This window comes from Actinocrinis sp., assembly GCF_035946395.1.
Taxonomy (GTDB): domain Bacteria; phylum Actinomycetota; class Actinomycetes; order Streptomycetales; family Catenulisporaceae; genus Actinocrinis.
On record NZ_DASYZI010000332.1, the window covers coordinates 1 to 22698 of the forward strand.

Sequence of the window (22698 nt, forward strand, 5' to 3'; positions counted from 1 at the left end):
AACGGGAATTCGTCAGACGCCCGACAGGTCGCGACGGACGTTGCAGGTGTTATCCGAGGTGCCGCAAGAGGACTTGGACGTGACTGTGCTCGACGTCTCTGGTCGCGGTCAGCAGCGTCACGGTCTGCTTGGCGGCCTGCACGCGCAGTGCATCGAGCCGACTGCGCTGCTCGGCGCCCTCAAGCTCGGCCGCGTAACGCTCGGCGAACTCCTCCTGCCGCTGCTGTGGAGCCTCGTGGTACCAGCGGCGCAGCATGTCCGAGGGAGCCGCGTCCTTGGCCCAGTCGTCAAGTTGAGCGCGCTCCTTGCTGATGCCGCGTGGCCACAGCCGGTCCACAAGGACACGCAGGCCGTCGTCGGGTGACGGCTCGTCATGCACGCGCTTGACGCGGAACCCACCGGCCATGCCTTCACCTCCGACGAGTCGGACGAATCGGCACGGTGGCCGACTCTCCGGCTGTGGAACCTCACATCCGACTTTACCGGGGAGGTGATTCATTCCCCGGGTGCTCGGGTGCCCGTGGCGCGGTGGGTCTGATCAGCACACGGCTTCGAACGCGTCCATTCTCTCGCCCGCACGCTGCGGCTCGCCCACAGCCTGTACGCGGACGCCGCGCAAAACGTGACGGTGAGCACGGCAGCACGCAGCATGACCGCCCCGGCACTGACGGCTGCCACGTTCATGCCGTGCGTAAAGGCGTCACATGCTGCGTTCAACAGGCCGCTGCCGACTGAGCCGACAGATGCGTAGACACCGTCACCGCACCACCAGGGGAGTCAGCGTGATGACTGACTCCCCTGTGACCTGCTGGATTACCGCAGGATGGCGCCCGGTTTACCGGTGGAGTGCATTTATCCAGAGGTTGCAGTATTCCCCGGCCGTCGCTGATGCTTGGACTCTTGGTAGGCGTCGACCGCCTTGCGGGAACTCCGCCAAACGCCGTCGGACCCCTGTACGGCATCGAGACGGCCCCGCTGTGCGGCCTGCCGCAACGCGGCCAGAGTCGTCGTCTTGTCGACAAGCGCGGCCAGCGGCACCAGGCGAGCCGGGCCGGCGACGCTCGGCACGATGAAACTGTTGAGACTGTCGATCATGGCTCGCGCGATCAATTCACCGAGCGAGCCGTAGTCGCCGACATCAGCCCGTTGCATCGCCGAGAGGTATGCCGCACGTTGCCGTTTGAAGATGACAACAGGCGGATGGCCGAGCCGCACAAGGACAAGATTCAGAACCAGTCGGCCCGTACGACCGTTGCCATCGATGAACGGGTGTACCTTCTCGAACCCGTTGTGCAGCCGCGCCAGGGTTTCTGGAAGCGGCCGTTCCAGCAAGCCGCCGGCGACTTCCTCGCCGGTCCGGTACACCTCGTCGACCCACTCCTGCATTCTCGCGGGCACGAGCGGCCATGCAGGCGGCGTCATGCCCGCCGAGAATGGATGGATGTCGTGCCCTCGAAAGCTCCCCGGCCCTTCGCTGTTCCTCGCATCGGGGTGCGGCGCGACGTCCCAGACGGGGGTCATCGCTGCATGGTGTACCTGACGAACCTCCGCAAGCGTAAGCAACCGACCGTTATGCCAGTCGCCCGGCTCCAACGCCTGCCTGTATACCCATTGCGCGGCGTCGGCGTAGCCACGCACCTCGTTGTACTCCCCAAGAGATTTGGCGCCAATGGCCCTGCCCTGATCCAAAAGCGCCTACACCTCGCGCAGGACGAGCGTGTTCCCCTCTAGCGCCGTGGAATGGTGCGCTTCCAAATGCCAGATGTCGCCCCAGATCGACTGGGCCTCCTTGGGATTGGGCAAGCCGCCATACCGCTCGTTGAGCTCTGCCAACGCGCCCGAGCCGGTCGTACACGGTTGCTCGACTCGGACGACCCCGGCCCACCACGATGTCTCCCATTCAGCCCGATCTCGCCCGACATTTTGATACACCGAGCTACAACTCAATTGAACTTATCAAGTAGGCTGGTACTTCAAACAGCGACGCGCCCGGCGTGTCGGGCGAGGCCATAAGGATCAGTGACGTTCGATGCGACGGGGTCGCCGACGGAGCCGACTTGGCTGGGAGCTGCGCGGAGGGCGGGCGGGGTGGGTAACGGACCCTGCGCCCACCCACGGACACCGGACAGAGCGGCACGAGGCGGCAAACGGCCGATGGCCCCGAACGTTCTACGCGTTCGGGGCCATCGGCCGTCGCAATTCGCTGCCGACTTTCAGCTCGGATCAGCTATAACGGTGCTGATAGAGCGTGCTCATTCGACCTGTTTGCCGGTCCACGTCGAGTGGCGTCCATTGAGCCATACCCAACGGAGACAAGATTCGAGGAAACGACCGTCACGCGATACACGTCGTTTCCCCTCCCTCCATATCTCGTAGCTCGCGGTCGCCGATCCGCCCGCTCTACCGGTGGAGTGCACTTATTCGGAGTGTGCGGTATTCCTCGGCCTGGCCTGGCGAGTAATCTTCGCGTGATCTCAGCTGACTGACATCCTGGTCCAGGTTGCCGCTCGACCGGTACCGTCCGCTCGGACGCTGCCCTCGCTCTTGAGTTGTTCGAGAACGAGTCGGATGGTCTGGTCACTGACGCCGGGGACAGCGGTTCTGACATCCGCGAGCCGGAAGGTCACGGGTGCGTGGCGCAGGATGTGCGCGCGGATGCGCTCCTGCTTGGTACCAGGCGTCTTCGCCGTGGCGGCGCGGCCGGCGAACACGGCATACGCTTCCGCGATCATCTTGGTGAAGTACTCCAACCACGGCCACGGGTCAGCCGCCCCCTCGTGCCAACCGTGCGTGGACTCCAGAAGCGCCTGATAGTAGGCGTCTGCCGACTCGGCGACGGACTGTTCGAGGCTCACGTAACGTCCGACGTTGTATCCGTGGTCCATAAGCAGCGCGTTGGTGAGTGCGCGAGCGACGCACCCGTTACCGTCCTCGAAAGGGTGGATCACGAGCAGATCGAGGACGAACAGTCCGTCCAGGAGCGCCGGATGGTGCTCGCCGCTTCGATGCGCGGCGCGGTAGCGGCCGATCAGATCGTCAACCGCGAATGGTGTGAGCGCGGCGGCCACAGGCTTGAACCGGACAGTTGAGGTGCCGTCCGGCGAGCGGTCGACTACCAGGTTGTCCTGCGATTTGAACGCACCGCCGGGCGCCGCCGTGTGGGCGAACAGCAGCCGGTGCACATGGAGCAGCAACCCGGAGTCGAGCGGTCGCCAATCCTGCTGGAAAAGGTAGTCCTGGGCATCGCGATAGCCGGCGAGTTCCTGCTCGCTCCTGGTGCGCAGCACTGCGGCCCGCCGGTTGATGATTCGCTCTGCGCGGTCGACGTCCGAGACCACGACGCCCTCGATCGCGGACGACGCGGTGATGCTCTGCACCCTGGCTCGATCGGAGAGCTCAGTCAGCAAGCCCGGTAGCTGATCCCGGTACAGCGCCTCTGATCCGCGACCGAAGTCGATGGCACCCAGTCTGGTCACGATCCGCCCCGGAACACGTCCAATAGACGCCTCCAGGTTCGTGAAACTCCGCACCGAAACCTCTCAACAAACCCACCAAACATGCTAACCAAGGCCAAAGTTAGCATGTTTGGTGGGTTCGTTAGCACGTTCACGCTGCTGAGTGAAAGCCAAGCGTCTGCCGGACCGACGCTGATGCATCACGTGCAACCGGAGAGGTTTACAGGCCCCGGGGCGCGACGCCGTTTGCTTCGCCGCACCCCGCCTACCTGCACATTCATGCTCCCACTATGCTCGCTTTCAGCTGCAACCGCTGGTGGAGCCGCAGCCCTCGCAGGCGTAGCAGCTGCCGGCCGGGCGCATCTTGGTGCCGCAATTCAGGCACAGCGGGGCGTCCGCGGCGTGACCGAGCTTGGATTCCAGCACCTCGATCGAGGAGCCCACGCCGACCGGAGCGCGGCGGGCGCCTACGGACGGGGCGACAGCCGGGGTGGTCGGCGCGGGGGCGGACGGGGACGCTGCCGCTGTTGCGGGCTTGGCCTCGGGCTTAGTCTCTTGCTTCGGAGCGCGGTCCTCTATCGGCGCGGACTGGGCGATCTCGGTGAGGTCGGCCTCGTCGGCGTCGTCCGGCAGGTAGGAGCCGGTCTCGATCTGGCGGCGGCGCTCGGTCGCCGAGTAGATGCCGTAGTCGGCGCGCACGTCGAAGGGCAGGTGGTCCAGCGCGAGGCGGCGGAAGATGTAGTCCAGGATCGACTGGGCCATCCGCACGTCCGGGTCGTCGGTCAGGCCGGCCGGCTCGAAGCGCATGTTGGTGAACTTCGAGACGTAGGTCTCCAGCGGCACGCCGTACTGGAGGCCCACCGAGATGGCGATCGAGAACGCGTCCATCATGCCGGCCAGGGTCGAGCCCTGCTTCGACATCTTGAGGAACACCTCGCCCAGGCCGTCATCGGGGTAGGAGTTCGCGATCATGTAGCCCTCGGCGCCGCCCACCGAGAAGGAGGTGGTGCTGCCCGGCCGGTTCTTCGGCAGCCGCTTGCGCACCGGCCGGTGCTCGGCGGTGGCCTGCTCCGGCGCAGCCGCGGGCTGTGCCTGCGCCTGCTGCTGCGCAGCGGCCGACGCGCTCGCCTCGGCGGCCCGCTTGGCGCCCTTGGAGTCCTGGAGCGGCTGGCCGACCTTGCAGTTGTTCCGGTAGATCGCCAGTGCCTTGAGGCCCAGCTTCCAGCCCTGGAAGTAGAGTTCCTCGACCTCCTCCACCGTGGCGGACTCGGGCATGTTCACGGTCTTGCTGATCGCGCCGGACAGGTGCGGCTGCACCGCGGCCATCATCTTGACGTGGCCCATCGGCGCGATCGAGCGGTCGCCCATCGCGCAGTCGAAAACCTCGTAATGCGCGTGCTTGAGGCTGGGGGCGTCGACCACGTGGCCGTGTTCGGCGATGTACTCGACGATCGCCTCGATCTGCTCCTCGTGGTAGCCGAGCTTCTTCAGCGCCCGCGGGACCGTGTTGTTCACGATCTGCATCGAGCCGCCGCCGACCAGCTTCTTGAACTTCACCAGGGCCAGGTCCGGCTCGACGCCGGTGGTGTCCACATCCATCATGAAGCCGATGGTGCCGGTGGGGGCGAGCAGGCTGGCCTGGGCGTTCCGCCAGCCGTTGGCCAGACCGACCTCGATGCCCTCACGCCATGCGCGCTTTGCCGCGTCCAGGATGTCCGCGTCGAACTTCTCCAACGTACGTACAGCTTCCGTCGCGGCGGCGTGCTTACGCATCACGGCGGTGTGCGGCTCGGCGTTGCGTGCGTAACCGGCGTATGGACCGACGACCCCGGCGAGCTCGGCCGAGCGCTTGTAGGCAGTGCCGGTCATCAGGGCGGTGACAGCGGCGGCGATGGCCCGGCCGCCTTCCGAGTCGTACGCGTGGCCGGTGGCCATCAGCAGGGCGCCGAGGTTGGCGTAGCCGATGCCGAGCTGGCGGTAGTCACGGGTCGTCCGCGCGATCGGCTCGGTCGGGAAGTCGGCGAAGCTGATGGAGATGTCCATCGCGGTGATGACCAACTCGACCACCTTGGCGAAGGTCTCGCTGTCGAAGCCCGCGCCGGAGGCCTGCCCATCGGACTCGGTGTCCGCGCGCAGGAACTTCATCAGGTTCAGCGAGGCCAGGTTGCACGAGGAGTTGTCCAGCGACATGTACTCCGAACACGGGTTCGACGCGGAGATCCGGCCGGTGTTCGGGTTCGTGTGCCAGGCGTTGATCGCATCGTCGTACTGGATGCCGGGGTCGGCACATCCCCAGGCTGCCTGAGCCAGCTGATGGAACAGGTCCTTGGCGTCGATCGTCTCGATGCGGGTGCGCTCCGCGTCCCGGGCGACCAGGTCGAAGGCGCCGCCGTTCTCCACCGCGCGCATGAACTCGTCATTGACCCGCACCGAGTTGTTCGCGTTCTGGTACTGCACCGAGGTGATGTCCGCGCCACCGAGGTCCATGTCGAACCCGGCGTCCCGCAGCACCCGGATCTTGTCCTCCTCGCGGGCCTTGGTCCAGATGAACTCCTGCACGTCCGGGTGGTCGACGTCGAGCACGACCATCTTTGCCGCGCGCCGGGTGGCCCCGCCGGACTTGATGGTCCCGGCAGAGGCGTCGGCGCCGCGCATGAACGAGACCGGGCCGGAGGCGTTTCCACCCGAGGAGAGCAGTTCCTTCGACGAGCGGATCCGCGAGAGGTTCAGGCCGGCGCCGGATCCGCCCTTGAAGATCAGGCCCTCCTCGCGGTACCAGTTCAGGATCGAGTCCATCGTGTCGTCCACCGCGAGGATGAAACACGCCGATACCTGCTGCGGGCTCTTGGTGCCGACGTTGAACCACACCGGGGAGTTGAACGCGAAGATCTGGTGCGCGAGCGCGTACGTCAGTTCGTGCTCGAAGATCTCGGCGTCCTCGGGGGTCGCGAAGTAGCCGTGCTCCTCACCGCCTGCGCGGTACTTCTTCACGACACGGTCGATGACCTGACGCAGCGACCACTCACGCTGGTCGGTGCCTTGGGCACCGCGGAAGTACTTGGTGGTGACGATGTTGGCGGCGTTGACCGACCAGGAGGACGGGAACTCCACGCCCTTCTGTTCGAAGTTGACCGAGCCGTCGCGCCAGTTGGTCATGACGACGTCCCGGCGCTCCCACTCGATCTCGTCGTAGGGGTGCACCCCGGGCTTGGTGAAGACGCGTTCGATGCGCAGTCCGCGGTGGGTGGCATTCCGGGTGGCATTCATCGCGTCGCCGCCGTTCGAGGGATTGTCCGACTGCTTCTGCGCATTGCCCGACTGCCCCGGCACCCCGTTCTGCCTGACTGCCTTGCGGGCCGATCCGCTGATGGTCTCCGTCATGAGGTGTTTCCTCTCATCCCTCTGTCAACGTCCTAACCACTGACCGGCTTCCCCACCGGTGGTGATCTGTGTACAGCGACTGCTTCGTGCCTCTCGGCGTCCTCAGCTTCAGTTCGTGACGGCGGGTTCGCCCGCGCGTTCGGTTCTCGGCCGGCGCAGCGTGGCGATCTCCGCCTCGAAGTCCTCCAGCGACTCGAACGCCCGGTAAACCGAGGCGAACCGCAGGTAGGCGACGAGGTCGAGGTCACGCAGCGGCCCGAGTATCTCCAGCCCCACCTCGTGGCTGGGCAACTCCGCCAGGCCCCTGGACCGGATGGACTCCTCGACCCGCTGGGCGAGTTGGGCGATCTGGTCCTCGGTGACCGGCCGTCCCTGACAAGCCTTGCGCACACCACCGACAACTTTTTCGCGGCTGAACGGCTCGGTGACCCCGGAACGTTTGACCACCAGCAGCGCGGCGGTCTCGATCGTGGTGAACCGGCGGTTGCACTGCGGGCAGGAGCGGCGGCGGCGGATGGCGGTGCCGTCCTCGGCCGTGCGGGAGTCGATGACCTTGCTGTCGGTGTACCGGCAGAACGGGCAGTGCACGGCTACCGGCCTCCCTCGGCGACTGGCTGACACCGGGCCTGTGGAAAGGTCCTGTGTATAACCTCGTGACCTGCCGGACCGTCGATACCACAATCTGTAGAACGCTTCAGACGGCTAGCCACTAGATGTTGGGGTAAACCTAGCACGGTGACCGAGTCGGCGCGAGCCGTCCACGGCCCATCGAGCGCGCGTCGGCGGATCCCGATCAACTACGCTCCGCCATCGGTCCAGGTGGCCAAGAACACGTTGGCGAGACTTGCGCAAGGGTGTTCGCCGCAAATTCCTTCGACCGGATGAATTCACTGGGGAAAACAGGATTAACCGCCATACCTGGCAGCAGGATGGACCATGGCAGTGAAACGCGTCCGCGAATGCCACGGGGCGGCCCCACTCGAAGAGCCAGGAACCAACACGGCCGGCGCAGGATCTCGACTAACTTGTTCGATAATGCTATTCGAACAAGTGTTGGTCGGATGTCGGAGGCTTCGGCTACGGTTGGGACAAGAGGCCTGGTTAGGGGTGAACCCCTGGCGAGGGAACACCTCCTTCGCACGTGGCGGGACGGTGGCGCGAGGTCGGCCGGAACACGGCGGCGGACGGGCCTGCTGCTGCGGGGCCCCGGTCGCGCGTGAAGAGCCGAGAGAACAGAACAGGGAAGGGAACCAGGGATCATGGCCGGACGGAACAGTGGAGCCACGTCGAGGCGTCGCAGTGCCGGCTCGCGCGGGGATTTGGCGGATCCGGGCGGTGACGGAAGAGCGGGGACCGGCACGGTGGTGCGACAGCGCAGGCGCGGACCCGGTCGGCTCGCAGTGGCGTCGTCCGAGCCGGCCGACGTGACCAGGGTGCCGCTCTCGCTGCGGCTGACCGACCGTCAGTGCAGGGTGCTTGAGGTCATCCAGGAATCGATCGACCGGCGCGGCTATCCGCCGTCGATGCGCGAGATCGGCGAGGCGGTCGGGTTGCAGTCGACCTCTTCGGTACGGCACCAGTTGGTGGTGCTGGAGAACAAGGGTTTCATTCGCCGCGACCCCAACCGGCCGCGGGCTTACATCGTGCGTGGGCCCAGCGATCCGACGCAGGCCTGGCGGGCTCGGATGGCGCAGTCGCACACCACGCCGCCGGTCACCGGGCAGACGGTGCCCGCCGACAGCCCGACGAGCCGGTCGCTGCCGGCGGGCGGTTCGGTCGGCGCGACCGAGTACGTGCCCTTGGTCGGCCGGATCGCCGCCGGTGGGCCGATCCTGGCCGAGGAGGAGATCGAGGAACTGATCCCGATGCCACGGGATCTGGTCGGCGACGGCACGCTGTTCGCGCTGACCGTGGTCGGGGACTCGATGGTCGACGCGGCGATCTGGGACGGCGACACGGTCGTGGTGCGCCAGCAGCCGACTGCGGAGTCGGGCGAGATCGTCGCGGCGATGATCGACGGCGAGGCCACGATCAAGCAGCTCAAGTTGCAGAACACGCCGTCGGGCCGGCACGTCTGGCTGATGCCGCGCAACGCTGCGTATGACCCGATCCCGGGTGACGAGGCGTCGATCCTCGGGCGCGTGGTCGCGGTGATGCGCAGGCTGTAGCGGGAGAAGCCGGAAACGCTGGAAGTAGAAGTAGCAGAACGCTCTCGGTGGGGAGAGGCGGAGGGGTCGGCCGTCTCTCCCGATGCGATTGAGGCCTGGCTCCCTTTAGGCCTTGCTCCTTGAACCGCGCACGCAGGATTCGGGAAGGCCTGCGTGCGGGTTCGGGGCCGCGAATAAGTGCAAACAGCAAGACGCGGCGTCCGGGAAGACGCTGGGTCGAGGACGAGCGGCTGACAAAGGCGCTGCCTGGCCTGGGAAGACTCTGCCCAGAGGGCACTGTCTAGGACGACTCGGCATCAAGGCGGCGCAGGGCGGCGCGGACTAGCTTCGGGTCGTCAGTGGGCCAGAACGGCGGCAGCGATGCCCGCAGATAGCTTGCGTAGCGGGCGGTGGCCAGCCGCGAGTCCAGGATCGCCACCGCGCCCCGGTCCCCCGCCGCTCGGATGAGCCGCCCCGCGCCCTGGGCGAGCAGCAGCGCGGCGTGGGTGGCGGCGACGGCCATGAAGCCGTTCCCGCCGTTGCGCGCCACCGCCTCCTGCCGCGCGGCGGCCAGTGGATCGTCCGGCCGGGGAAAAGGGATCCGGTCGATCACCACCAGCTGACATGCCGGGCCGGGGACGTTCACGCCCTGCCAGAGCGAGAGCGTGCCGAACAGGCAGGTGCGCGGGTTCTCGCCGAAACGGGAGATGAGCTGCGGCAGCGAGTCCTCGCCCTGACACAGCACGGTGTAGCTGAGGCGCTCGGCGATGGCTGCGGCCGCCGCCTGGGCGCCGCGTAGCGAGGAGAACAAGCCAAGGGTGCGACCACCGGCCGCCTCGATCAGTCCGGCCAACTCGTCGAGTTGGTCCGGGCGGATGCCGTCGCGTCCGGGCGGGGCCAGGTGCTTGGCGATGTAGAGGATGCCCTGCCTCGGATAGTCGAACGGGGAGCCGACGTCGAGGGCGTTCCATGGGATGGGGTGGTCGGTCGCCGCCTCGGCGTCCTTGTCGTGCTTGCCGCCCTCGTCGTCTTCGTCTTCGCCTTCGCGTTCGTCCTCGCCCGAGCCGTGGCCTGGGTCTGACTGGGGCTCAGTTCTGGTCTCCGCCTCGGAGGTGGTGGGCTGAGGGGTCGGCATGCGGTCGGCGCGTTCTTCCGGGTAGAGGCCGACCGAGCGGGCCACGCCGTCGAAGTCCCCGCCGAGCTTGAGTGTCGCGGACGTGAGCACCGTGTGGGTACGCGCGAAAAGCCGGTGGCGCAGTTGCTGGGCCACCGAGAGGGGCGCGATGTGCAGCGAGGCGTAACGATCGCCGCGCTCCAGCCAGATCACGTCGTCGGGAGCAGTGAGCAGCATCCGGTCGGACAATTCGAAGATCTGCTCGGTGGCCACCTGGGCTTGGCGGCGCGATCCCTCGTCGCTGTCGCCGAGACTAGGGCCCCCCGCGCCGTTGGACGCGTTCTTGTCACGGCTCTTGGTCAGCGCGCTGATCGTCTGGCGGGACGCGTCGCGCAGCGCGGTCAGTGCGTCGGCGACCTCCTCGGTAAGCCGCGGATAACGCCGCGGCTCGGCGGTTTCGAGCATCTCGCGGAAAAGCTCCACCGCCTGCTCGAACACGAGATGGGTCTTCTCGTCGACGTGCTTGCGGATCCGGCGCGCGGCGCGTTCGGCCATGCCGCCGGTCAGCTCGCCGGAGTTCGCCCCGGTGGCCCGGGAGACCAGTTCGTGTGCCTCGTCGATCACCACCGCGTCGTGCTCGGGAAGGACCTGCACCTCGCTGTCGAAGGTCGCGATCGCCAGCAGCGCGTGGTTCGTGACGATCACGTCGGCCTCGCGGGCGCGTTCGCGCGCGTCCTCAGCGAAGCACTCGGCGCCGAACGGGCACCTCGACGCGGTGAGGCACTCGCGCGCGCTGACCGAGACCATGCTCCAGACCCGGTCGCTGACCCCTGGCGCGAGGTCGTCCCGATCCCCCGTCTCGGTCTCCTCGACCCACTCGCGCACGCGCATGATCTGGCGGCCGAGTTCGGAGACCGCGGATGCGTCGAAGAGGGTTTCCTCGCCCTCCTCGTCCGCGCCACCGTCGATCTTGTGCCTGCACACGTAGTTGCTGCGGCCCTTGAGCAGCGCGAACTCGGGGGTGCGGCCAAGGACCGGCGTCAGCGCCCCGGCGATCAGCGGCAGATCGTGTGCGACCAGTTGGCGTTGCAGAGCGAGGGTCGCGGTGGCGATGATCACCCGGCGGTCCTGCCTGTCGAGGCAGTGCGCGATGGCGGGCACGAGGTACGCCAGCGATTTTCCGGTGCCGGTGCCCGCCTGGACCAGCAGCGGATCGCCCTCGGTCAGCGCCTGCTGTACGGCTCGGGCCATCTCGACCTGTCCCGGCCTCGGCTCGCCGCCAACCGCCGCGACCGCGACGCCGAGTAAGTCTTCGAGATCAGGCTTGCCCATGGGCCACCAGGATACGTGGCGCAGCCGACAGCCGAGGCAGGATCCGGCGAGACCGGTCCGAATGAGAGCGGATCTGATGGGAGCGGATCTGACGTGGCTGGATCTGGTGAGCGCGGGTTCGGCGTGAGTGGACTTCGACGTGAGTGGATTGAGCACAGTGCCGCGCGCCTCAATATGCGGGCAGGCGGGAAGGTCCCGGTAGCCGCCGAGCAGCAGCCGGTTACGGTTCAGGCAGGGGCGGCCGATCGGTGAGGGGTCAGATCGAACGGCTCGTAGCGGTCGGCGCGCTCGGGGAACTGGTCCTGATACGCGCAGATCGTGGCGCGGGGCCATGGACCAGAAGTCGGCGGACGGGACGCCGAGCTACCGCTCGAAGATGCGGGCACGGTAGCGGAAGACCCCGACGAACAGGCCAGCGTGGAGAAGTTGCACAGGTCGTCCGGCTTCTCGCGCGGATTACTCGTCGAGGGACAGCGTGCGCAGGCCCCGGGCGGGCTCGGCGGCTCGGCGAGGGCAGCGAGGGCAGCGAGGGCAGCGAGGGCAGCGAGCAAGGTTGAACGGGCCGATCTCGATGTCGGCGAGGTCGTAGACGGTGTCGTCGAAGGCTTTTTAGTTAATGGCTGTGTTAGGGGATGGGCAGCGTCTTGGTGGTCAGGGTTCATGTGGGGTGTGCCGGATGACGAGCGTTGCGCGCTTCTCGGGGAGCGCGAGGGTGGCCGAGGGCGTGAAGCCCGCGCCTACGAAGGCGCGCGCGGCCGCGACATTGCGTTCATCGGGCTCTGCGACGACGCGGCAGTACGACTCCTGTTGGATCGCGTCACAGAGTGCTGTCAGCATGAGCGTGCCGAGGCCGAGGGCGCGCAGGTCCGGTTCGCCGATCAGCAGGCGGACGCCGACGTCGTCCGGTCGCGCCGGGTAATGGGCGGCGAGCCGGTCTTCGGCTGCGCGGTAGATCTCCCAGTAGCCGGCCGGTCGGCCGCGTAGACGCGCCAGGTACGGCTCGGTGTGCGCGAGAGCGTGCTGCTCGGCGAGGTGGTCCGCGGTGCGTTCGAGCGGGCCGTCGAGCTGCCAGTAGCGCGCGACGAGCGGATCGTTCATCCATTGGTGGATGATCAGCAGGTCCCTGTCGGGCTTGACCGGGCAGAGGGTGAACCGGCCGGCGGGCGTGGCCAGATCCCACCAGGCCGGCGCGGACAGCAGAGCGGTCATGCCGCGTCGCCTCCGAAGGCCGGGCTGTGTTCGGCATCTGCGAAGGGGTTGGCGATCTCGACGTAGACCGACTGCGTGGCGAGATCAGCGACGAGTTCGCCGGGACCGACCGCACGAGTGAGCAGATTCGCTTTGCAGCGCAGCGTTTCCGAGCCGAGCAGCAGGTCCACCGGTCGGTGGCCGCGCAGCGGGGCGAGCAGTTCGGCGGCAAGGCCGAGCAGGTCGCGCTCGTCCGCGATCCGGGCGCAGCCCAGCGCGCCGACCACTCCCATCAGATTGTTGATACCGACGCAGTAGAGCAGCCGCTCGGTGACGATGTCGTCGGCGACGATGGTCTCGCTGGACACGCCGAGCTGTGGAATCCCGCTGGCCGCTTCGAGTTGCGCGATACGCGAGGAGCGGTAGCGAAAACCCCGGTTGCCGCGATACCAGCCGGCGCCGGGGTATCCGGAGCCGTCAAGTTGGATCAACGTGTTCTGCTGATGAGCTTCGAGGGCGATGCCGTACTCCGCGTCGAGCCACAACAGCGGGACGATCAGGTTCGTCAGGTAGCCGGCGAACCACTCCAGCGCCACGGCGCGCACCGATCGCCGCTCGGCTGCGGCGAGACTGTGCAGGTGCGCGGCCAGTTCGTGCGGGTGGCCGTCGGTCGCGACGGCTTCACGGCCGAGGTCGGTCAGCGCGGCGACGCAGAACACGTGGTCAGTCGGCTGGAACGGCGAGTGGCGGAAGGAGACGTCCAGTCCGGTGACCCCGTCCACGGCGAGATATCCGGCGTCGGTCAGGATGCGGAAGCCGGGATGGGCCGTGAGCAGCCGCGTCCCGAGTTCGCCGGACAGAAGACGGTGGGCCTCGACGCCGCGCAGCAGTTCCTTGCGAAGGTTCTCCCGGCGCGAGTCGGTGATCCGCAGGCCGAGGGAGAGCTTGAGCATCACCGGCCGGTCGGGGCGGTAGACGGTGCGCAGCGACGAGGTCGGGAACCAATGCGCGCCGGACTCGCCGAGGTGTTCGAGCTTCCCGTCGTCGATCAGCTCTCGAACGTCGGGCCGACGCAGCAGGTCGTTCGCCTGCCAGGGATGCGCGGGTACCAGGACACGGCCATCAGACGTCAGCTCACTGAGAAACACGGCGAGATCGGGTGCGCTCGGGCCCAGTTCGCTGTCGTGCACGGCGAGTTCCGGTGCCACCGCGAACCAGCGCAGCGGGAACGAGCCGCGCAGCTCCGGCGAGTAGAGCGCCGCCTCTGCGTCACTGAGCCCTTCGCGGCTCTTGGGCGCCGGGTGCAGCGGATGACCAGCCAGCAGCCCCTGCTCCGCGATCAGGAACGGCGCGGCACCCTTCGTGACGACCGGGTCGGCCGCTCGCGCCTCGACATGCGCCGTGATACGTGCGGCGGACTCCACGGCCCGCTGGACGAACCGCTCACGGTCTTCCGCGGTCGTGCCCGCCGCCTTGCCGAGCAGCCGCGCCACGTCACCGGGTCCGATGGGGCCAGAACCGTTCATGGGCATGCCGAACCGGTGCAAGCCGTTCGGCGACCAGTACTGGACCGGGATTCGCAGCCTGCTGCCGTCGAGTTCGAGTTCGAGCACATCGCCTTCGGGCCGCGGCACCTGCCGTTCGCGGACCCAGCAGCGGATCAGAGCCTCCGTGGCGATCCGGTCCGCCGCCTCCCGCAGCCGCAGCGTCACGGGTGCCAACTCACTGATGCTCATCACGGGCACGTCCTCCGGCGCCATCGCTCACGGTCAACTGGCGGTCTACGGGCACGGTCAACTGGGCTGGTCCTCCGCGGCTCCGGCGGCCGCGATCAGGTCGAGCAGCAGATCGAGGTCGCCGGTGGTGGCCTCCGGGTTCACCAGCGTGAGCTTGAGGCGTACACAGCCGGGACCGGCGGGTTTGCCGTCGGGGCCGGGCAGTTCGGTGCGCCCGATCACCGCCGCGCCTTCGGCCAGCAGCCTGCGGCGCAGCGCGCCGTTGACCCGGTCCGGATCGCCGAACCGCACCCGGTAGCGGAACAGCACCGTGGTCAGCACGGGCTCGCGGACGAGCTCGAAGTCAGGATGCGAACGCAGCCGGTCCGCGGCGTGCGCGGCCAGTGCGAAACAGCGCTCGATCAGCGCGGCGAGCCCGGCGCGGCCGAGGGTCTGGCAGGTGGCGACGATCTTCACCGCGTCGGCGCGGCGCGTCGTACGCAGCGAACGGTCCAGCAGGTTCGGATATCCGGCGCGTTCGTCGTCGAGGGCTGACAGATAGGCGACGCGGCGGGTCAGCGGACCGAAGGCCGCCTGCTCGCGGCACAGCAGGATGCCGGCCGGGATGGGCTGCCAGCCGAACTTGTGCAGGTCCAGCGTGACCGTGTCGGCCTGCGCGATGCCGTCGAGCAGCGGCCGGTGCAGGTCGGAGAACAGCAGCGCGCCACCGTACGCGGCGTCGACGTGGAACCAGGCCCCGAGTCTGCGCGCGACCCGGGCGCACGCGGCCAGCGGATCGATCGCGCCGAAGTCGGTGGTGCCCGCGGTGGCGACGACCGCCACGACGATCTCGCCGTCCTCGACGACGCGCGCCGCGGCACGTTCCAGCGCCCGCACGTCCATCCGGTGGTCATCACCGACCGGAACCGGCACGACGGCGCGTTCACCGAGGCCGAGTTGCGCGGCCGCCCGGCTCACCGAGAAGTGCGCGACGGCCGAGCACAGGATGCGCAGCCGTCCCGCCGCGTATCCGGGAATGCCGTCCTCGGCCGGGTCGGTGTCGAAGGCGCGGCGGATCGCCTCGTCCCGGGCGAACATCAGGGCCATGAGATTCGACTCGCTGCCCCCGGTGGTGACCGTGCCGCCGGGGTGCGACGCGCAGCCGCCGAAGCAGAGCCCGCCGAGCGCGCCGATGAGTTCGGCCTCGATGACGCTCGGCGCGGCCGACTGATCCCAGGAATCCATCGACGGATTGAGCGCTGCCATCAGGGCGTCCGCGGTCACGGCCACCGGCAGCGACGGGCAGTGCAGGTGCGCGACGGTGTGCGGGTGGCGCACGTGTACGGTCTCTGCGACGACGAGCGCGGCGAGTTCGTCGAACGCTGCTTCGCCCCGGCCGAGTTCGGGCAGCACCGGTCCGAGGGCGTCGCGCACCCTTACGGCCACCTCGACCGGCCCGCCTGCGGGCAGCGGCCTGTCGGCGCGCGGGGGCGCGGCCAGTTCGGTCATTCGGGCTCCTCGAACGCGGCCGAGGCTTCGTGTACGGCCGTAGACTCGCCCGCCGCCGCGCACCGGCCGCCCCTGCGCCGCGGCGCCAGCCACGTGCGAGGAGGAGTCATTCGCGGCCGGCCCGGTTCACGGGCGTCTGCCGGTCCACGGCCACCTCACTGACGCGCTGGCGAAGATCGTCGAAAGGCAACCCTCACTTATCGGTTGTCACTGCGTCAAACCAGTATCGCCACGAAGAGTGAGTAGTCCGATCAGCAGACGAGCGCCCGGGTCGGTGAACCCGGGCGCTCGATCGCGTGCTGCTGAGGCTATGAACCTAGAGTGCGGCGTACTCGGCGAGCGCCGCAGCGAGGACGGGGTCCACCCGCGCGACGATCCGAGTGCCCGCCTCCAAGTGCGTCTCGCTGAGCATCTCGCCGGTGGAGTGCACCCGGGCGATCAGGTCGCCACGGTTGTACGGCACCAGGGCGTCGACCTCGACCGCGGGACGCGGCAGGTCTCCGTCGATCGCGGCGAGCAGCTTGTCGATGCCCTCGCCGGTGCGGGCCGAGACCAGCACCGAGTGCGGCTCGCGGCGCAGCAGCCGGGCGACGGTCTCCGGGTCGGCCGCGTCGGCCTTGTTGAACACGACGATCTCCGGCACCTTCTGCGCGCCGATCTCCTGGAGCACTTCGCGCACCGCGGCGATCTGGCCCTCCGGGTCGGCGTCCGAGACGTCCACCACGTGCAGGATCAGGTCCGCGTAGGCGACCTCCTCCAGCGTGGAGCGGAAGGCGTCGATCAGCAGGTGCGGCAGGTGCCGCACGAAGCCGACGGTGTCCGCGATGGTGAACGCGCGGCCTCCGGCGGTCTGGGCGCGCCGCACGGTCGGGTCGAGGGTGGCGAACAGCGCGTCCTCGACCAGGACGCCGGCGCCGGTGATCCGGTTGAGCAGCGAGGACTTGCCGGCGTTGGTGTACCCGGCGAACGCGACGGCCGGAACCGCGCCGCGGCGCCGCTCCTGGCGCTGCGTGGTCCGGGACTTGCCCATGTCGGCCAGCTCCCGGCGGGTGCGGGCCATCTTCTCCCGGATCCGCCGCCGGTCCAGCTCGATCTTGGTCTCACCGGGGCCGCGGGTCGCGATCCCGCCACCGCCGCCGGCACCCGCGCCGCCGGAGCCACCGCCACCCATCTGGCGGGAGAGCGACTGGCCCCAGCCGCGCAACCTGGGCAGCATGTACTGCATCTGGGCTAGGGCGACCTGCGCCTTGCCCTCCCGGGAGCGGGCGTGCTGGGCGAAGATGTCCAGGATCAGCGCGGTGCGGTCGACGACCTTGACCTTCACCACGTCTTCGAGGTGGATGAGCTGGGCCGGGGTCAGCTCGCCGTCGCAGATGACGGTGTCCGCCCCGGTCGAGGCGACGATGTCCCGCAGCTGCTTGGCCTTGCCCGAGCCGATGTAGGTGGCCGGGTCGGGCCGTTCGCGGCGCTGGATGACGCCGTCGAGGACCTGCGAGCCGGCCGTCTCGGCGAGCGCGGCCAGTTCCCGCAGCGAGGTCTCGGCGTCGGCGGCCGTCCCCGCGCTCCACACGCCGACGAGAACGACGCGCTCCAGGCGCAGTTGCCGGTACTCGACCTCGGTGACGTCTTCGAGTTCGGTGGACAGCCCGGCGACACGGCGCAGCGACTGGCGTTCAGCCAGGTCCAGCTGGTCGCCGTCGTAGTCGTCGCGGTCGAGGTCGTCGGCTTCGAGGTCTGCGCTGTGCCTTGATCCGGCACCGCGCCTCGATTCGACACCGTAACGGGGATCGACGCCGTAACGCTCCTCCTCGTCGGTCCCGCTCCTGTTCACGAGCTTGTTCGCGAGGTGGCGCGATTCGGTCATGTCTTCCCTTCAGAGGCGTCGGCCGCCACGGCGGCCCTGCCTCTCGATGGTCGCACGGCCCGAACCGGCCGTGCGACCGAATTAGCGTCCAGCGATCGGGCCCCACGAAGGGGTCAGCGCAACGCCAGATCTCCCAGGCTCATCAGCGGGAACCCGAGGACCATGTGGTCGCCGCCGTCACCCAGGTGGCCCAGGCCACCGGTGAGGCCGACGGTCGTCACGGCGCCGAGCGGGTTCACCGCGAGCAGCGGTGTGACCGGTCCCATCGCGGTCTTGGAGATGACGGCCGGACCTTCGGGGACGCGGCTGGCGTCCAGGACCGTCGGCGCGAGCGCGGCGGCGGGCACGGGTACCGGAGCGGTCCCGGTCGTCGTGACCGGCGGCGGGACCCGGCGGGTGACCGGACGCGGCGCGGGCCGGGCGCCCGGGCGGGCTCCGGCGCGGACGACCGGCTTGGCCAGCGCGACGCTCTTGACCGGCGTGGCGCCGACCCGGGCTCCGGGCACCGGCGTCGAGCCGCCGACGGACACGCCGACGCGCTCGGCCTCGATGCGGGCGGCGAGCTCGGCGGCGGCGAGGTCCACGGAGACCTCGCGCAGCAGGTCGGACAGCCGGATGTTGAGCGCGTCGCAGATGGCGGCGAGCAGCTCGGAGGACGGCTCCTTCTGGCCCCGCTCGATCTCGGAGAGGTATCCCGGCGAGATCCGCGCTTCGGCCGCGAGCTGGCGCAGGGTGCGCCCCTCGTCCTGCCGCTTGCGCCGCAGCACATCGCCGAGCAGGCGACGGATGAGGATCATGTCGTCGCTCCCTCCCTCAGTAGGTCTTCAGCCACCGTACCCGCTTTCGGTTGCCGGCGCCGCCGGCTTCACCACGGGTGGTGAAAGCCGAAACGGCACTACAACCGTAAGCAACGGCCGCGCGTCCCGCAGCTATTCCGGGCTGCCGCGACCGAGTACTCATTCAAAGACGTGCCACGAGAACCGCCGGTTCATGCGCGAGCGGCGAATCCTTTGTTGACCCGTTAACTTCGAGTCCGCATCGCGAGATGACGCAGCGTCAGCCGCAGCGCGGCAGAGGTCGAAAGCCGCTGGATACGGGCTCGATCGAGCGCGCTGTCGGCTTCGAGGCAGCCGAACGCGCGCTGCTCGGTCTGCGCCGAGTCCGGCCCGGCGACCGCGACGAACACGGTGCCGACCGGCCGGCCGTCCTGCGGCGCCGGCCCGGCGACGCCGGTCGTGGCCACGCCGACGTCCGCCCGGCAGACCCGGCGCACCCCCTCGGCCATCTGGCGGGCCACCTCGGCGTGGACGGCGCCGACCTCGGCGAGCAGCGCTGCGTCCACACCGAGGACGGAGGCCTTGAGGTCGGTCGCGTAGGCGGTCACCGAGCCGCGGAAGACCGCGGAGGCGCCGGGCACGGCGGTGATGGCGGCGGCGAGTTGCCCGCCGGTGAGCGACTCGGCCACGGCGATGGTGAGCCTGAGGTACCTGGCACGGCTCAGGACCTGCTCGACGAGCCGGGTGATCTCCGCGGGCTGCGGAGCCTCCAAGGCTTCTGTGGCGGTCATCCGGCGCCCTGCCGTGCGGTCACGGAGCGTGCCGAGCGGCGCAGCCGGACGGCTTGGGCCACGTAGTCCGCGCCGGTCACCACGGTCACCACCAGCGCGGCGGCCATGATGACGGCGCTGATCCAGGTCAGCCAGGCCAGGCCGGGCACCGCGCCGAGCGGCAGCACGTAGATCCAGATCGCGAGCGCTTGCAGCAGCGTCTTGAGCTTGCCGCCCCGGCTGGCCGCGATCACGCCGTACCTGATCACCCAGAACCGCAGCAGCGTGATGCCCAGCTCGCGGATCAGGATCACCGTGGTGACCCACCACCACACCTGGCCCATCGCGCTGAGCGACAGCAGCGCGGCGCCCATCAGCGCCTTGTCCGCGATCGGGTCGGCGATCTTGCCGAAGTCGGTGACCAGGCCGCGCTCGCGGGCCAGCTGGCCGTCGAGCTTGTCGGTGAAGGAGGCCACCGTGAAGACCAGCGCCGCGCCCAGCCGCCACCAGGTCTCCCGGCCGCCCGCGTGCAGAAGCAGCACCGTGAAGACGGGGACGAGGGCGAGACGCGCCACGGTCAGCGCATTGGCGATGTTCCACGCGGACACGGCCGGCGCGGGCGTCTCCTGAGCGGCTGGCGGCTGCACCGGCTGGGGACGGGTGGGAGTCGTCACAGTGGCTCCGCGCTGAGAGGCTCCGCGATGAGGTCGACCCCGTCGCTGTCGACGACGACGGCTTGCACCAGCGCGCCCACGCGCAGGCCGGCCGCCGACGCGCCGACCAGCCGGACCGCGCCGTCGGTCTCCGGGCCCTGCTGCGCCGCCCGGCCCTCCGGGCCGCCGTCGTCAGTGCCACCGTCGCCAATGCCACTGTCGTCAGTGCCACTGTCGTCAGTGCCGCTGTCGTCCGGCGCGTCCGTCGGCGTGCGCTCGACCAGCACCTCGATCCGCTCGCCGATCCGCTCGGCGGCGCGCTGCGCGGTCAGCTCCTCGGCCAGTTCGGAGAGCCGGGCAGCGCGCTCGTCGATCTCGTCCTGGTCGAGCTTGCCGTCGAACCCGGCGGCCTCGGTGCCATCCTCGTCGGAGTAGCCGAACACGCCGATCGCGTCGAGCCGCGCCTCGGCGAGGAAGCCTTCGAGTTCCTTGTAGTCGGCCTCGGTCTCACCCGGGAAGCCGACGATGAAGTTCGAGCGGGCCCCGGCGTGCGGGAGCTGCCGCCGGATCGAGCCGAGCAGGTCGAGGAAGCGCTCGGTGTCGCCGAAGCGCCGCATCCGGCGCAGCACGCCGGGGGCGCTGTGCTGGAACGAGAGGTCGAAGTAGGGCACGACCTTCGGCGTCTGCGCCATCGCGTCGATCAGGCTCGGACGCAGCTCGGCCGGCTGGAGGTAGGAGATCCGGATCCAGTCGAGGCCGTCGATCGCGGCGAGTTCCGGCAGCAGGGTCTCCAGCAGCCGCAGATCGCCGAGATCCTTGCCGTAGGAGGTCGAGTTCTCGCTGACCAGCACGACCTCGCGCACCCCCTGCTCGGCGAGCCACCGCGCGTCGGCCAGGATGTCGCCGGGCCGCCGGGAGAGGAACGCGCCGCGGAACGACGGAATGGCGCAGAAGGAGCACCGCCGGTCGCAGCCGGAGGCGAGCTTGAGCGGGGCGGACGGCCCGTCACCGAGCCGTCGGCGCAGGGCGCGCGGGCCGGACGCGGGCGCGATGCCGTCCGGCAGGTCCGTGATACCGGAGTCGGCGTGGCTGCCGTGTCCGGGCACGGCTACGCCAGCGCCGGCGCGCTCGACCGGCGTGAGCGGCAGCAGTTTGCGACGGTCTGACGGAGTGTGGGCCTCGATGTGGCCGCCGCCGAGGATGGTGCGCAGCCGGTCGCCGATCTCGCGGTAGTCGTCGAAACCGAGCACGGCGTCCGCCTCGGGCAGTTCCTGCGCGAGTTGCACGCCGTACCGCTCGGCCAGGCAGCCCACTGCGACGACGGCCTTCGTGGTGCCGTTGCCCTTGAGGTCGGCGGCGGACAACAGCGTGTCGATCGAGTCCTTCTTGGCGGCGTCGACGAAGCCGCAGGTGTTGACGACGGCGACCTCGGCCGCCGCGGGATCCTCGACCAGCCGCCAGCCGTCGGCCGCCAGCCGTCCCGCCAGTTCCTCGGAGTCGACGTCGTTGCGGGCGCAGCCGAGGGTGATCAGCGCGACGGTGCGGGGGCTGCTGGACATGCCCTCAAGAGTATCCGGAGCCACCGTCCGCACCGCACGCAGCCGATCTCCACCGACCCTGGGCCCCGCGGGCCCCGGGGAGCGACGCCCCGGGCAGCGACGCCTCGGTTATCGGGCCGAGCCTGGGACGTAAGTGGCCCGGAAGACCTCGCCCGAGCCGCCCTGGTGGCCCAAATCACGTCCGTTGACCACCAGATCCACCGCGGCGGCGTCGCCGACGATCACGTCCAGCTTGCTCGCGTCGGTGAACTGCTGGGTCTCACCCTGCTGGAGGACGTTCCAGAACAGCTGCTGCCCGGCGGCGTTGGTCACGCCGACCCAGCTCGGTGCGCCGACCGCGACGACCCGCAGGCTGACCGTCTTGGGCGTCGGGGACGCGGGAGCGGGCTTCGCCACGGCCTGGTGCGGCTGCACGGCGGCCGGAGACCTGTTCGCCCCGGCGGCGGCGTGCGCGGAGCCGCCGGAACTGTCCGGCCACAGCTGCACCGCGGCGACCAGGCCGACCGCGGCCAGCGCTCCGATCAGCGCGATGGACCAGTTCGGTCCGCCCTTCCCCGGGCTCTTCGCCCCCGCGAGGAACGCCGCGGGCCGCTCGTTGACCGGCGGTGGCCCGCCCGCCCCGGCGATGAGCGCGGAGGCCGATCCGGCGTCGGCGTCGGTGAAGTCGTCGCGGCGCCCGTGCTTGAGCCGCGGCACCTCGGGCGGCGGGATCGCTCCGGCGATCGGGACCAGCGACGGGACGGCGCCGGGCACGATCGTCGGCAGCACCGAGCGGGCTCGCTTCGCGGCGGCCTTCTGCGCCCCGCGCGGCGCCGAACCGACGGCCTCGTTCGGATGCTGCGGCGCCACTCGGGGCTTGCGCAGGTCGCGCCGAGTCAGCGGCGGCAGCCGGACCGCGCCGTACTCGGCGAGCAGCGGCTCGGGATCGAGGCCGACGGCGCGGGCGTAGGCGCGGATGTGCCCACGTGCGTAGACGTCGCCGCCGCACTGCTCGAACTGCCCGTCCTCGATCCGGTGCAGCACCTCGGCGGTGATCCGGGTGCGGTCGGTCACCTCCCGGGCCGTCAGCCCGGCGGCCAGCCGCGCGTGCTGAAGCCGTTCGCCGATCAGTCGATGCGGGTCCCGCTGCTCGCCCTGGTCCTGCTGCGCCACCTGGAAACCCGCCTTCCGTCCTGCCGTCGCCCTCACGCGCCTGCGTTCGAAGAGCCCGTGTCTCGGGAGACCCTTGCCCGGCG

At 69.4% G+C, this 22698-nt stretch carries 14 protein-coding genes and 2 pseudogenes; 1 reads left to right on the plus strand and 15 read right to left on the minus strand.

Translation table 11 applies throughout. From position 1 onward, the window contains the following. Positions 1-49: 49 nt before the first annotated feature. From VGS97_RS20655 to nrdR, 5 genes and pseudogenes are all read right to left on the minus strand, one after another. Positions 50-406 (minus strand): DUF488 domain-containing protein, encoded by a 357-nt coding sequence (locus tag VGS97_RS20655; RefSeq protein ID WP_326855250.1) that lies wholly within the window; start codon positions 404-406, stop codon positions 50-52. Between the two features lie 446 nt (positions 407-852). Next, positions 853-1888 (minus strand): annotated as a pseudogene (locus VGS97_RS20660) (Fic family protein). A gap of 586 nt (positions 1889-2474) precedes the next feature. Next, positions 2475-3476, minus strand: a complete 1002-nt coding sequence (locus VGS97_RS20665) for a Fic family protein (RefSeq protein ID WP_326855252.1) — start codon at positions 3474-3476, stop codon at positions 2475-2477. A 279-nt stretch (positions 3477-3755) separates the two neighbouring features. Further along, entirely contained in the window at positions 3756-6836 is a 3081-nt protein-coding gene (locus VGS97_RS20670) for a vitamin B12-dependent ribonucleotide reductase (RefSeq protein ID WP_326855253.1), read from the minus strand. Positions 6837-6944: 108 nt separating this feature from the next. Then, positions 6945-7424 carry a transcriptional regulator NrdR gene (gene nrdR / locus VGS97_RS20675; protein ID WP_326855254.1) on the minus strand — a complete coding sequence of 160 codons (480 nt, stop codon included), beginning with the start codon at positions 7422-7424 and terminating at the stop codon, positions 6945-6947. A gap of 812 nt (positions 7425-8236) precedes the next feature. Between nrdR and lexA the strand changes: the two genes are divergently transcribed. Next, positions 8237-9004, plus strand: coding sequence for a transcriptional repressor LexA (gene lexA / locus VGS97_RS20680; RefSeq protein ID WP_326855255.1), 768 nt, complete (start codon positions 8237-8239; stop codon positions 9002-9004). A 280-nt stretch (positions 9005-9284) separates the two neighbouring features. Here the strand turns inward: lexA and VGS97_RS20685 are convergent, their stop codons facing one another. The 10 genes and pseudogenes from VGS97_RS20685 to VGS97_RS20730 form a co-directional block, all read right to left on the minus strand. Continuing rightward, a complete protein-coding gene (locus VGS97_RS20685; protein ID WP_326855256.1) occupies positions 9285-11429 on the minus strand; it encodes an ATP-dependent DNA helicase in 2145 nt (714 codons plus the stop codon). A 651-nt stretch (positions 11430-12080) separates the two neighbouring features. Beyond that, positions 12081-12638, minus strand: coding sequence for a GNAT family N-acetyltransferase (locus VGS97_RS20690; RefSeq protein WP_326855257.1), 558 nt, complete (start codon positions 12636-12638; stop codon positions 12081-12083). Further along, positions 12635-14353, minus strand: coding sequence for an IucA/IucC family protein (locus VGS97_RS20695; RefSeq protein ID WP_326855258.1), 1719 nt, complete (start codon positions 14351-14353; stop codon positions 12635-12637). The genes VGS97_RS20690 and VGS97_RS20695 overlap by 4 nt, the downstream gene beginning before the upstream one ends. 57 nt (positions 14354-14410) lie before the next feature. Continuing rightward, a complete protein-coding gene (locus tag VGS97_RS20700; protein WP_326855259.1) occupies positions 14411-15841 on the minus strand; it encodes an aspartate aminotransferase family protein in 1431 nt (476 codons plus the stop codon). 316 nt (positions 15842-16157) lie between these two features. After that, positions 16158-17705, minus strand: a complete 1548-nt coding sequence (gene hflX, locus VGS97_RS20705) for a GTPase HflX (protein ID WP_326855260.1) — start codon at positions 17703-17705, stop codon at positions 16158-16160. A gap of 560 nt (positions 17706-18265) precedes the next feature. Next, positions 18266-18502 (minus strand): annotated as a pseudogene (locus tag VGS97_RS20710) (helix-turn-helix domain-containing protein); the annotation flags it as partial. 224 nt (positions 18503-18726) lie between these two features. Next, on the minus strand, positions 18727-19272 hold the full coding sequence (locus VGS97_RS20715; protein ID WP_326855261.1) for a CinA family protein: 546 nt from the start codon (positions 19270-19272) through the stop codon (positions 18727-18729). Next, the gene (pgsA, locus tag VGS97_RS20720) at positions 19269-19925 is read right to left on the minus strand and encodes a CDP-diacylglycerol--glycerol-3-phosphate 3-phosphatidyltransferase (protein ID WP_326855262.1); all 657 of its coding nucleotides are present in this window, start codon (positions 19923-19925) and stop codon (positions 19269-19271) included. Before pgsA ends, VGS97_RS20715 begins: the two co-directional genes overlap by 4 nt. Then, a complete protein-coding gene (rimO, locus tag VGS97_RS20725) occupies positions 19922-21463 on the minus strand; it encodes a 30S ribosomal protein S12 methylthiotransferase RimO (protein ID WP_326855263.1) in 1542 nt (513 codons plus the stop codon). The genes pgsA and rimO overlap by 4 nt, the downstream gene beginning before the upstream one ends. A gap of 108 nt (positions 21464-21571) precedes the next feature. Beyond that, a complete protein-coding gene (locus VGS97_RS20730; protein ID WP_326855264.1) occupies positions 21572-22615 on the minus strand; it encodes a helix-turn-helix domain-containing protein in 1044 nt (347 codons plus the stop codon). Positions 22616-22698: the final 83 nt, after the last annotated feature.

Bases quoted from the DNA above. Each gene is read 5' to 3' on its own strand.
- VGS97_RS20655 (WP_326855250.1), bottom strand. From the start codon at position 406: ATGGCCGGTGGGTTCCGCGTCAAGCGCGTGCATGACGAGCCGTCACCC.
- VGS97_RS20670 (WP_326855253.1), bottom strand. From the start codon at position 6,836: ATGACGGAGACCATCAGCGGATCGGCCCGCAAGGCAGTCAGGCAGAAC.
- VGS97_RS20685 (WP_326855256.1), bottom strand. From the start codon at position 11,429: ATGGGCAAGCCTGATCTCGAAGACTTACTCGGCGTCGCGGTCGCGGCG.
- VGS97_RS20690 (WP_326855257.1), bottom strand. From the start codon at position 12,638: ATGACCGCTCTGCTGTCCGCGCCGGCCTGGTGGGATCTGGCCACGCCC.
- VGS97_RS20695 (WP_326855258.1), bottom strand. From the start codon at position 14,353: ATGAGCATCAGTGAGTTGGCACCCGTGACGCTGCGGCTGCGGGAGGCG.
- VGS97_RS20700 (WP_326855259.1), bottom strand. From the start codon at position 15,841: ATGACCGAACTGGCCGCGCCCCCGCGCGCCGACAGGCCGCTGCCCGCA.
- hflX (WP_326855260.1), bottom strand. From the start codon at position 17,705: ATGACCGAATCGCGCCACCTCGCGAACAAGCTCGTGAACAGGAGCGGG.
- VGS97_RS20715 (WP_326855261.1), bottom strand. From the start codon at position 19,272: ATGACCGCCACAGAAGCCTTGGAGGCTCCGCAGCCCGCGGAGATCACC.
- rimO (WP_326855263.1), bottom strand. From the start codon at position 21,463: ATGTCCAGCAGCCCCCGCACCGTCGCGCTGATCACCCTCGGCTGCGCC.